Raw genomic sequence first — 11840 nt, forward strand, 5'->3', positions numbered from 1 at the left:
AATCCGCCAACGCACGAAGAAAATGCGATAGCATTTTCGAGGAGTCTCGTGCCTTACGCTCCAATCAACAATGAGCTATATATCTATACTTTTTTTGTAATGGGAGCAAATTTTGCAAGCAGGCGTTTGATCCCGGTTGGGCTTGGGAAGGCAATGTCCAGCTCTGTTCCTTCGCCTTCTCCTTTAACACTTACTACTGTTCCAATGCCCCATTTACCATGTTCAGCTTTATCGCCGACCCTCCAGCCGACGGTATCCCCGCCAGTAGAAGCAGCTAAAGGTCTCATGACTGGTTTTCTAGTTACCGGTGTTCCGAAGGAGGTTCCTGTCGCTCCAGATGGGTTTCTTCCAAAAGAAGTTCCTGTCGTTCCAGAAGTGCTTCTTCCAAAAGAAGTCCCTCTAGATCCGAAAGGAGTATTCACCCGTTTCTCCTCTTTTTCCACACCTTCTAAAAGGTCTTCCGGTATTTCACTGATAAACCGGGATGCAGGATTCATGCTAGTACGCCCATACAACGTTCTCATCTGAGCATTTGTGATGAAAAGAGTTTGCTCCGCCCGAGTAATGCCTACGTATGCCAAGCGTCGCTCTTCTTCCATTTCTGCTTCTTCCATTAATGAACGACTGTGAGGGAAAACTCCTTCTTCCAATCCAATTAAAAAGACGACTGGAAATTCTAGCCCTTTTGCAGAATGCAAGGTCATAAGAGTAATGGAATCTGTTTTTTCACCGTCATCATCTAACGAATCAATATCGGCGACTAGTGCTAAATCCGTTAAGAAAGCAACTAAGCTCTTATCTTCACTCGCATCTTCAAAGTTCTTCGTAACAGATAATAATTCATCTAAGTTCTCGAGTCTGCTTTGGGCTTCGATTGATTTCTCTGCCTTTAGCATTTCACGGTAACCGGACTTCTCTAAAATATCCTCTACCAGTTCCGTTACAGATAAAAACTCTTGCATTTGAGTATAGTTTTTAATTAAATCTCTAAACTCTCTAGCGCCCTTAGTAATCTTTGGACTTAATCCTAGTAACTCAACAGAGTCGAGCGCCTGAAAAATAGAAATATCATGCATGGCAGCAAAGTCAGCCATTTTATCTACTGAGCTAGACCCAATACCGCGTTTTGGCACGTTAATAATACGCTGTAAGCTGATGTCATCATCAGGATTAGAAATAAGCCTCAAATAAGCAAGCATGTCCTTGATTTCTTTTCTGTCATAGAACTTCGTTCCGCCGACAATGCTATATTCAATATTTGACTTTAACAGCACTTCCTCCATTACACGGGATTGAGCGTTAGTCCTGTAAAGGATGGCGACGTCTGAATTCTTGTACTTGCCGCCCTTTGTTAATTCTTTGATTTTCCCTGCAACAAACTGCGCTTCACCTTGTTCACTATCTGCACGATAGTAAACCAGTTTGTTTCCCTCTGGGTTTTCTGTCCAAAGGTTCTTCGCTTTACGGGTTGCATTATTTTCGATGACTTTATTTGCAGCTAATAGAATTCTCTTTGTGGAACGATAGTTTTGCTCTAAAAGAATTACCGCAGCATTCGGATAATCCTTCTCAAACGAGAGGATATTGGCAATATCTGCACCCCTCCAGCGGTAAATCGACTGATCAGAATCCCCGACAACGCATAGATTCTTAAAACGGTTTGCGAGAAATTTGACCAGCATATACTGTGCTCGGTTTGTATCCTGATACTCATCCACATGAATGTATTGAAATTTCCGTTGATAATATTCAAGTACTTCAGGTACACGCTGAAATAGCTGAATCGTCATCATAATCAAGTCATCAAAATCGAGAGCTTGATTTTTCCGTAACCGTTTCTGATATTCTGTGAAAACATCGCTGACCGTTTGTTCAAAATAACCCCCAGCAGTTTTTGCATACTCTTCCGGACCAATCAATTCATTTTTCGCTGAGCTGATAGCCCCTAAAATTGCCCGCGGGTCATTTTTTTTCGGATCAAGGTTTTTATCCTTAAGAATTCCTTTAACCACTGATTGTTGATCACCAGTATCTAAGATCGTAAAGTTCCGGCTAAAGCCCATTCGGTCAATGTCCCTGCGCAGTATTCTTACACACATAGAGTGGAAAGTAGATATCCAAATTTCTTCGGCTGCGCCACCCATCATTTTCCTGATACGCTCTCTCATTTCGCGAGCTGCTTTATTTGTAAAGGTAATCGCTAGAATGTTATAAGGATTTACACGTTTCTCAACGATTAAATAGGCTATACGGTGTGTTAGTACTCTCGTTTTTCCACTTCCTGCACCTGCCATTAGTAAAAGCGGACCGTCCGTTGCTTTTACTGCACTTTGTTGTTCTGGATTTAACCCATTTAAAAGCTTTTCTGATAAGTATTGCAATTCCTTCACCACCATACCAAACATTTGTTCTTATTTTAACTCTTTATACCCAATTAAGCAAATTTTCACCGTACACTTTTTACTGTTGCTAACGCTTGTTCAAAATGATCATAAATGGCGTTCCCAACCACAATAACATCTCCATGCTTAGCCATTTCAACAGCTTGTTCAACGGATGAAATTCCCCCGCCATAAAATAGCACTGTCTTCTCAAGTACCTTTTTAACTTCCGAAACTAATTGAGGGTCACCATATTTACCGCTATATTCAAGATAAAAGATTGGCAAATGAAACATTTTCTCCGCCATCATGGCATACGCCTTTACTTCTTCGGTTGTGGCTTCCGTAATGGCTGACGTCAGTTTAGCTGCCTTGCATTCTTCATTCAATATGCAGTAGCCTTCCATGACGATCTCTTCCCAATCCATAATTTCACCAAATTCTTTTACTGCCTTATGGTGAAGTCCGATTATCCACTTAGGATCATTGCTATTTAAAATTGTCGGAATAAAATAAAGGTCAAAGCCAGGGGTAACGATATCAATACTTGAAACTTCGAGGACACAAGGAACAGTATAGCGGCGAATTCGAGCCATAAGATCAAGAACCTTTTCCAGGGTTACCCCATCACTTCCTCCAACAATAACTGCGTCTGTTCCGGATTCGCATATTTTCTCTAGCTTATCATCCGATATCTCTTTATTTGGATCGAGTTTAAACACATGGCGCCACTCGCGAAAATCATACATCCCAAGATCCTCCCATTCATCTTACATTACACCATTATAGCATTAGCACAAACGATAAAAAAAGAAAACACTAATTTCATCAATAGAAAATCTAACCAAAATAAAAAGCTCCAGTCTCTATGGGCTGGGACTGGATTAAAAAGAAAAACCGAAGAACTATGTCTTCGGCTTCGTTTATTTTTCTTCAGTTGTTTCTTCTGTTTTAATTCGCCCTAATACCATTTCATAGGTATCATTCCCAAAATTCAAGCAGCGTTTTACTCGTGAGATTGTTGCCGTGCTTGCACCAGTTTCTGTCTCAATTTTATGATAGGTGTTTCCCTCACGAAGCATTCTCGCAACATCTAAACGTTGTGCTAATGATTGAATTTCATTAATAGTGCATAAGTCATCAAAAAAGGCATAGCACTCTTCAAGATCCTTCAAGGAAAGAACAGCTTGGAATAACTGATCAAGCTCTTTTCCGCGCAATTTATTTATTTGCATATGTTTTACCCCTTATTTCATTAAAGTATTATTTTGCATTAATCGAAACACTTGATTGCAGGCCAGGATTCGTTGGAACCACGCTGACCCACGTTTTCCCTTGAACAAACGGAACAACTTCACCATTTCTCACAGGAACGATTAGACCGTTATCATTTTTCCATTCCACTTCCATTAACTTACCCTTTTGCAGCAAGTAACCTGATCCACCTGATTCTAAATCAATTTCTTTACGGCCAACATTATCAATCACTTGATGAGTAGTCTCAATAATGAAAAGATTATCGACTAAAAGCGGTTCTTTCGTCTCATAATCAACGGTTTGTTCTCCGTTAGTGTAGCGCTTGTATTTTTCAACTGCTGGATCGTATTCGTATACTGAATCGAATATACCACTAGGTGAATACGAAATCATTACCGACGCCGCTTTATCCCCTGTTACCGATGTGCCCTCATCCTCTGACAAAAATTTAAATTCAGGTGGAGTCTGATCCATTGAATATTTCTTTTCCTTTGCACCTTTTAAAACATTTTCAAACGTAATATAGGAATTATGGGGTGCGACCCTGAAGCTGGCCCTTTTAAACAAAGTACCATCATAAACCATACCATTAAGATTATCGACATATTCGTTTTCGAGCATTTTTTTGGCCTCTTCACTATAGCCATGGGCTATAAATAAAGCATTAAGACCCTTTGCCAAATCAATGTAATAGTCCCTTGCACTTCGAACTGGTCCAATATTTTTTGGTTTTTCACTTTGGAAAACAGCAAGAAAGCGAGTAACATCACCTTCGGCAAGTATTTCATAAACAATATCGGCTTCGTTTAAGCCGGACTGTGGTCTCGCTTCTGGATGATTATTAATCATAACTGCGACTGCTCTGCCATCGGTCTTAGTCTCTGAACCCACACCAGTTAATGGATAGTGATAAGGTAAATCCTTTTCTACCTCTTCTTGTACTACATCCTCAACTTCTTTTACCGGCTCCTTAGGTCCATTCACCTTTTCTTTATCGCTGCACCCAGAGAGCAGTAAAAGAGCTGCTGTTGCTGCAACAGCCCATTTCTTCATTTTTCAAAAACACTCCTATCTCTTTTCTAAAAGAATTCTGACGATAATATCCAAATAATTACTTTAATATTTTAACGCATTATCGACGGAAAGAGTACAGTTTTGTTCATAACATCATACATTCCCTGTTGGGTAATTCGAATATAAGGCAAATGAGTAGCCGAAAAGAATAACAAGCTGTAAACCGGATCTGAGAAGGAATATCCGCGCTCTCTTAATTCCACAAGCAATTTCTTTTCTTCGTTTATTAATTCCTTAATCGGGAGGTTTGACATAATTCCATTAAGCCTTAAAGGTACTTCACATACAACCTGCTCTTCCTCAACCATGACAATACCACCGCCTAATTCCTTCATTCGATCGAAGGCAGCAAGCATATCACGTTTATTTTTTCCAATTAAGATTATGTCTCCTGTATTAGAAAATGAACTAGCGAGTGCTGATAGATTGGTTGCAAATCCCTTTAGCAACGTATTAATCCTCCACTTGCCATTCCGATCTAGCAGCGTGAAGAAACATTCATCATGGTCGGTTGATAACTCATCCCCTGAGGCATCAATCGCAATGGAATATGGTTTGGTAATAACCGAATTCTCCATCTTAATCCCAAACGGCATGGAAAATTGTAAATCGTCAACGCTTAATTCCCAGTCCAGTTCCATTGGCTTAAGGCCATACTCATCCCAATTAATGGAATGATACGCGTCCATCACTTGTCCGTCACGTTTTACCCATTTTCCTTTTGCAAGGACAGAATGAGGTGTGGGATTTTCAATACTTGATAAGAAGTTGATATTCGCTACACGGCCAGTTGCAATATTGCCATGCAGATGGTCAATATTGTAATAACGAGCAATATTTACTGTGGCCATATTATAGGCATCAATTACCGGTACACCTTTTTCAATGGCAATTCGGATCATCTGATCGTTGATTCCTTGCTCATAAAAAGTGGATGTTGAACCATCTGTGTTAAGCATTAACCGATCATAGGCTTCTATTCCTAATCGTTTCATATCATCGAGTAAATCTGGCAGATCAGGACGAATGGAGGAATATCTCAATGAAACCATATACCCCTGCATTAAGCGGTTATATACTTCTTCACCAGTCATTGCCTCATGGTCACTATCTGCTCCTAACAACATCAATTTAGCTAATGTTTTCTCCGATGCCCCCGGAAAATGCCCTTCAATCTTTTTATGCAGCCTTTTTGTCTCTTGCATCCAATGCAGCATCATATCATCGCCGTCTAACAATTTAGGCCAGCCAGTCAGCTCGCCGCCTTGGAGAACTGCGTCATGCTCTAACCAAGACTTAATATTGCTATGGGAAAACACATCTTCTTCATTTAAAATTTCAGTTTGCGGATCAAACCGGCACCACCAAAACATGGTTGTTGGGATGGAACGTAAGTCCTTCAGTAAAGAAAACGCTTCCTTTTTCTTTAAATTCATAATCAAGGACATGTTGTCATTAATGATGGTTGTTGTTCCGAACTGGGATGCATAGGCCGCCAGAGTATGGGGATTATATAATTGAAAAGGATGGGCATGTGGCTCAATATATCCTGGAACAAGTATTTCATTTGTACAGTCAATGATTTCACAGTTTTCCAAATTTGCCGGCAAATTCTCGCCGACATATACAATCCGATCTTCATATATCCAAATATTCGCGCGCATCCACTGGCGAAATGTTTGATTTAAATACAAGGCATTTTTTAACAAAGTGGTTGGTGAAGTTTTCCCATCTAAAACGGATACATGCATGCGTAAATGTTTATTTTTCCATCGATAACGTTGTTCCAGCATACGATACCCCTCCCTTTCTTAGAAGCTATCTATCTATTTAGAAAAGCATATGCGCCTTGTTCAGGGGCGACAAGCAAAAGACAAGCGCTGACAGAAGGCGTGCCTTTTGCCTTCCGAAGCGATTGAATTTTGACCTCGAGCCCCTAGGCGCAGAAGCCAGACAATATAAAACCTTATTTATCAATAAAGAAAGCCCTTACAAAATGGTTTATTTTTATACTAACATATTTTACTGTTTAACGCATTAAAGAATTGGATATTCACTGTAAATATTTTGTGAAGGAGTGAACATAATGAACATTACTAAAAATATTGGGATTTTGAACGCATTAATAAGGATTACGATTGGGCTTACCGTTCTTTCTTGGAGTACCGCCAAAATGGTGAAGTTTCCATGGAGAGACTCCTATTTATTGATTGCTATTTGCGGAGCAATGAAGGTTGCTGAGGGAATTGTTCGTTTTTGCCCGGTAACTGCACTATTCGAAAGATATCAGGAAATGGAGCAGCAAACACCACTTGCCCTTGGAGACGGCTCAGAAAACATTGATGGTGATGAGGTTTTGCCATACAATCCATCTTAATTTCGCAAAAAAGATTAGCTTGAATGCTATTCGTACCCTTCTCCTCGTATTTTTGAGGTTTGCGGTAACGAATAGTCACTATTCGTGCCCCTCTCCCTGTATTTTTGGGGTTTGCGGTAATAAATAGTCACTATTCGTGCCCCTCTCCTCGTATTTTTAGGGTTTGCGGTAACGAATAGCACCAAAAAAACTACACACAAAAAAAAGGCTGACCGGAGATGGTCAGCCCTTGAAAGAAAGGTATCTGTTATGTTTTGTGAATATTAATTAGATATGTCATCAGCTTAATCGGCGTATTGTTGTATACGTATTTATCCGACGCTCTAACAAAAGACGCGCCCGATAGCCTTCGAACCGATATCCTTACGATAGAAAACACCATCACATGACAATTTCTCAAGCTCGCGGTAGACAGTATCTTGTGCATCCTTTAAACTCACAGCTTTTGCTCCTATTAAGAGAACCCTGCCTCCATCAGTAACAAATTCACCTAGCTCGTTTTTATTGGTTCCTGCATGAAAGGTATATACTTCCTTTGAAAAGTCCGCTATTCCTTTAAGAACTGCACCTTTTTCATATTGCTCTGGATACCCTTTTGCTGCAACCACAACTCCAACCATTGATTGTTCATCCCACACAAGCTCAGGGCTATCACCGTCTAAAACCTCTAAGATGGTCTGAACCAAATCGGACTTTAATCTTGGTAAAATCACCTGTGTTTCCGGATCTCCAAAGCGGGCATTAAACTCAATAACCCTTGGACCATTTTCACTTGCAATTAAACCTGCATATAAAATTCCACAAAAGCTTCTTCCCTCTTGAACCATAGCCTTCGCAGCAGGCTTAAGAATAGTTTCAATAGCCGTATCAACAGTCCCCTTTGCAATATGAGGAACAGGAGAGTATGCACCCATTCCGCCTGTATTTGGACCGTTATCACCATCAAAGGCACGTTTATGATCTTGAGCGATTTCTAGTGGTATCACCACTTCTCCATTCACAAATGCCATAAGTGAAAATTCCTCACCGCTTAAAAACTCTTCAATTACCACTCGGGCTGAAGCTTCACCAAATTTTTGACCAACGAGCATTTCTTCGGTACTTTGTAAGGCTTCTTCCAGGGTTAAGGCAACGGTAACGCCTTTTCCAGCCGCTAAACCATCTGCCTTAATGACGATAGGAGCACCTTTTTCTTCAATATATTGCTTTGCTTCCTCATAATTAGTGAATACAGCATAGTCAGCAGTAGGAATCTCATACTTTCTCATGATTTCCTTTGCGAACGATTTACTTCCTTCAATTTCAGCTGCCAATCTGCGTGGTCCAAATACGGCTAGACCTTCAGCTTCAAATTTATCAGCTAACCCTTCAAGTAAAGGAACTTCCGGACCGATTATCGTTAAACCAATTCCCTGTTCCTTTGCGAATTGTATAAGTTGTTCATGATTATTTTCTTCAATCAGAACACGTTCAGCAACATCTTCCATTCCATAATTACCCGGAGCTGCATATACTTTTTCAACCAGCGAGCTTTCACTTACCTTTCGGCACAGAGCATGTTCTCTTCCGCCTCGGCCAATGATTAGAACCTTCACACATCTCACCCCATTTTAGTGTTTAAAATGTCTAACTCCAGTAAACACCATAGCAATTCCATATTCATCCGCTTTTTTGATAGAATCCTCATCGCGAATGGAACCGCCTGGTTGAATGATTGCTGTAATTCCTGCTTTCGCTGCAGCTTCTACCGTATCATCCATTGGGAAGAAGGCGTCAGAGGCGAGTGCCGCTCCTGCTGCTTTTTCACCTGCTTGTTTTAAAGCAATTTCAGCAGCTCCAACCCTATTCATTTGTCCTGCACCAATTCCAATTGTCATGTCTTCTTTCGTTACGACAATGGCATTCGATTTCACATGCTTGACTACTTTCCAGCCCAGCTTTAATGCTTTCCATTCCTGCTCCGTTGGCTGTCTTTTCGTAGCTACTTTAATCGTTGCATTTTCTAACGTAAACGTGTCCTGCTCTTGTGCAAGCAGCCCGCCTTCAATGGTAGTCAGCTTCATTTCTGGTTTCTTGGCAAAAGTAAATGGAACCGTTAATAAACGCAGGTTCTTTTTGGCTTTTAAGATCGATAATGCTTCCTCCGTGAAGGAAGGCGCAATAATGATTTCTAAGAAAATCCCATAGAGCTTGCCAGCTGTCTCTGCATCTACTTCGCTGTTAAAGGCAATGATTCCGCCAAAAATAGAAACAGGATCTGCAGCAAACGCCTTTTCAAAAGCAGTAAAACTATTGGTACCCGTACCGATACCACAAGGATTCATATGTTTCACGGCAACAGCTGCAGGTTCGGAGAATTCTTTTACAATCTGCAAAGCTGCGTCTGCATCGTTTATATTATTATAAGAAAGCTCTTTTCCATGAAGCTGTTCTGCATTTGCAATAGAGAACGTGGAGCCAAGTGGTTTTTTATAAAAAGCAGCTTTTTGATGTGGATTTTCCCCGTAACGGAGCGACTGCTTCAGCTCATATGTAACGGTTAATTTTTCAGGTGTTTCTTCCTGTGCAAGCTCTGTCATATATTCAGCAATTAGGGCATCGTATGCTGCTGTATGGCGGAAAACCTTTGCCGCAAGCTTTCTACGTGTTTCAAGTGTTGTTTTACCGTCTGCTTTTAATTCCTCAATTACCTGTTTATAGTCAACTGGATCAACAACCACTGTTACATATTGATGATTTTTAGCTGAAGCACGTAACATCGTTGGACCGCCGATATCTATATTTTCAATTGCATCCTCAGTCGTTACATCTGGCTTTGCAATCGTTTGTTGAAAAGGATAAAGATTCACGCAAACAATTTGAATAGGATCAATGCTATGTTCTTCAAGCTGCTTTTGGTGCTGTTCATCATCATGCTTTGCAAGTAAGCCGCCATGAATAAAAGGATTTAACGTTTTTACACGACCTTCTAATATTTCTGGAAAGCCGGTTACTTCGCTTACTCCAAGGACAGGAATACCTTGTTCTTGAAGTGCTTTTTTTGTTCCGCCCGTTGAAATAATTTCAAAACCTAAGCTGACTAATTCTTTAGCAAAATCAGAAATACCATTTTTATCAGAAACACTAATAAGTGCGCGCTTTTTTGTCACTTTTAACTTCCCCTCTCGTTAACAGCATTTGCAGGATGGATGGATAAAGCTTATGCTCGATATTTTGTATTTTCTGCTGCAGGCTTTCTCTTGTTTCCTTTTCACTCAGTTGGACTCGTTCTTGGACAATAACAGGACCGGTATCCATTCCTTCATCAACAAAGTGAATGGTAACTCCACTCCATTTCGCTTTTGCCGCCAGCGCCTGACCAATCGCGTCTTTACCAGGAAAGTCAGGAAGAAGCGAAGGATGGATATTAACAATTCGGCCAGAAAATGATCCGAGTAAGGTTGGACCTATTAGCCTCATATAACCCGCGAGTACAATAAATTCTACACCAGAGCTTGTTAATTTCTCCAAAATAACCTCTTCATAGGCTTCTTTGGAGCTATATTCTTTTGGATTAAATGCAAATGCAGGGATATGTGCAGCATTGGCACGCTTGATAGCAAATGCTTCAGGCTTGTCACAAACGAGCAGTGCTATGTCAACTTCAAGTTCTCCAGCTTTCACTACATCAATGATCGCTTGAAAATTGCTGCCACTTCCTGAAGCAAAAATAGCTATTTTTTTCATTGGCGACCACCTAGGATAATTCCTTCTTGCTCTGTTACCACACCAATTTCATAAGCAGTTTCCCCGCATTGCTTCAAATGATCAATTAAATCTGCGGCGATATTCTTATCAACGGCCATTACCATTCCGATACCCATATTAAAAATGTTATACATTTCCTGCTGATTGATTTGTCCAACCGTTGTGATGAGATTAAAAATCGGCGGGATCTCCCAGCTTTTTTCGTAAATGGCTGCCCCAAGTCCATTAGGGAGCATCCGAGGGATATTCTCAATAAAACCGCCTCCGGTTATATGGGCCATTCCTTTTACTTCAAATTTCTTTAAAGCTGACAGAACCGGTTTTACATAAATTTTTGTAGGCTTTAGTAACTCTTCTCCCAAGCTGCTTCCGAGTTCGTCAACATATTCCGTTAATGACCAGTTATTGAAAACCTTGCGAACAAGTGAATAGCCATTGCTGTGAATTCCACTCGAAGCTAATCCGATCAGCACATCGCCTGACTTGATATTTTCCCCCGTAATCAATTGGGATTTCTCACAGGCACCAACCGTAAAGCCAGCAAGATCATACTCATTTTCACTATATAATCCAGGCATTTCAGCTGTTTCTCCACCGATAAGTGCACATCCAGCCTGTTCACAGCCATCTGCAATGCCCTTTACAATTGCCTCGATTTTTTCAGGTTCAGCCTTCCCGCATGCAATGTAATCTAAAAAGAACAAAGGCTCTGCCCCTTGGACGACAATATCATTAACACACATCGCAACGGCATCAATACCAATCGAATCATGTTTATCCATCCAAAAAGCTATCATAAGCTTAGTGCCCACTCCGTCTGTTCCTGAGACAAGAACAGGCTCTTTTAGGTTAAGCGAGGATAGGTCAAACATTCCGCCGAATCCACCTAACCCGCCTAACACACCAGTTCGGGCTGTTTTTTGTACATGCTTTTTCATTCTCTCAACAGCCTCGTAACCTGCTTCGATGTTTACCCCTGCTTCTCTATAAGCGTTCGCCATGAT

General features: G+C 40.7%; 10 protein-coding genes. 1 reads left to right on the top strand and 9 read right to left on the bottom strand.

From position 1 onward, the window contains the following. Positions 1-83 precede the first annotated feature (83 nt). The 5 genes from pcrA to CHI06_RS08785 form a co-directional block, all read right to left on the bottom strand. On the bottom strand, positions 84-2381 hold the full coding sequence (pcrA, locus tag CHI06_RS08765; RefSeq protein WP_095248068.1) for a DNA helicase PcrA: 2298 nt from the start codon (positions 2379-2381) through the stop codon (positions 84-86). A 65-nt stretch (positions 2382-2446) separates the two neighbouring features. Next, complete coding sequence (locus CHI06_RS08770) at positions 2447-3130, bottom strand: heptaprenylglyceryl phosphate synthase (RefSeq protein WP_095248070.1); 684 nt, start codon at positions 3128-3130, stop codon at positions 2447-2449. Between the two features lie 174 nt (positions 3131-3304). Continuing rightward, positions 3305-3616: a YerC/YecD family TrpR-related protein gene (locus CHI06_RS08775; protein WP_095248071.1), complete on the bottom strand. Its 312-nt coding sequence runs from the start codon at positions 3614-3616 to the stop codon at positions 3305-3307. Positions 3617-3644: 28 nt separating this feature from the next. Beyond that, complete coding sequence (locus CHI06_RS08780) at positions 3645-4691, bottom strand: DUF3048 domain-containing protein (protein ID WP_095248073.1); 1047 nt, start codon at positions 4689-4691, stop codon at positions 3645-3647. 71 nt (positions 4692-4762) lie between these two features. Further along, on the bottom strand, positions 4763-6505 hold the full coding sequence (locus CHI06_RS08785; protein WP_095248075.1) for an adenine deaminase C-terminal domain-containing protein: 1743 nt from the start codon (positions 6503-6505) through the stop codon (positions 4763-4765). 293 nt (positions 6506-6798) lie between these two features. On the opposite strand from CHI06_RS08785, the gene CHI06_RS08790 reads away from it, so the two are divergent. Then, positions 6799-7089 carry a YgaP family membrane protein gene (locus tag CHI06_RS08790; protein ID WP_095248077.1) on the top strand — a complete coding sequence of 97 codons (291 nt, stop codon included), beginning with the start codon at positions 6799-6801 and terminating at the stop codon, positions 7087-7089. 323 nt (positions 7090-7412) lie between these two features. Here the strand turns inward: CHI06_RS08790 and purD are convergent, their stop codons facing one another. The 4 genes from purD to purM are packed head-to-tail and all read right to left on the bottom strand — an operon-like array spanning position 7413 to position 11837. Further along, positions 7413-8684 (bottom strand): phosphoribosylamine--glycine ligase, encoded by a 1272-nt coding sequence (purD, locus tag CHI06_RS08795; protein WP_095248079.1) that lies wholly within the window; start codon positions 8682-8684, stop codon positions 7413-7415. A 15-nt stretch (positions 8685-8699) separates the two neighbouring features. After that, positions 8700-10238, bottom strand: a complete 1539-nt coding sequence (gene purH, locus CHI06_RS08800; protein WP_095248081.1) for a bifunctional phosphoribosylaminoimidazolecarboxamide formyltransferase/IMP cyclohydrolase — start codon at positions 10236-10238, stop codon at positions 8700-8702. After that, positions 10213-10815 carry a phosphoribosylglycinamide formyltransferase gene (purN, locus tag CHI06_RS08805; protein ID WP_095248083.1) on the bottom strand — a complete coding sequence of 201 codons (603 nt, stop codon included), beginning with the start codon at positions 10813-10815 and terminating at the stop codon, positions 10213-10215. Before purN ends, purH begins: the two co-directional genes overlap by 26 nt. Beyond that, on the bottom strand, positions 10812-11837 hold the full coding sequence (gene purM, locus CHI06_RS08810) for a phosphoribosylformylglycinamidine cyclo-ligase (RefSeq protein ID WP_095248085.1): 1026 nt from the start codon (positions 11835-11837) through the stop codon (positions 10812-10814). Before purM ends, purN begins: the two co-directional genes overlap by 4 nt. Positions 11838-11840 lie beyond the last annotated feature (3 nt).

Source organism: Bacillus sp. 7884-1 (assembly GCF_002272245.1).
In the GTDB taxonomy this organism is placed as follows: domain Bacteria; phylum Bacillota; class Bacilli; order Bacillales; family Cytobacillaceae; genus Neobacillus.

What these genes read in the sequence shown, in the direction of transcription:
- CHI06_RS08770 (WP_095248070.1), bottom strand. Translation starts at nt 3,130, where the DNA reads ATGTATGATTTTCGCGAGTGGCGCCATGTGTTTAAACTCGATCCAAAT.
- CHI06_RS08775 (WP_095248071.1), bottom strand. Translation starts at nt 3,616, where the DNA reads ATGCAAATAAATAAATTGCGCGGAAAAGAGCTTGATCAGTTATTCCAA.
- CHI06_RS08780 (WP_095248073.1), bottom strand. Translation starts at nt 4,691, where the DNA reads ATGAAGAAATGGGCTGTTGCAGCAACAGCAGCTCTTTTACTGCTCTCT.
- CHI06_RS08785 (WP_095248075.1), bottom strand. Translation starts at nt 6,505, where the DNA reads ATGCTGGAACAACGTTATCGATGGAAAAATAAACATTTACGCATGCAT.
- CHI06_RS08790 (WP_095248077.1), top strand. Translation starts at nt 6,799, where the DNA reads ATGAACATTACTAAAAATATTGGGATTTTGAACGCATTAATAAGGATT.
- purN (WP_095248083.1), bottom strand. Translation starts at nt 10,815, where the DNA reads ATGAAAAAAATAGCTATTTTTGCTTCAGGAAGTGGCAGCAATTTTCAA.
- purM (WP_095248085.1), bottom strand. Translation starts at nt 11,837, where the DNA reads ATGGCGAACGCTTATAGAGAAGCAGGGGTAAACATCGAAGCAGGTTAC.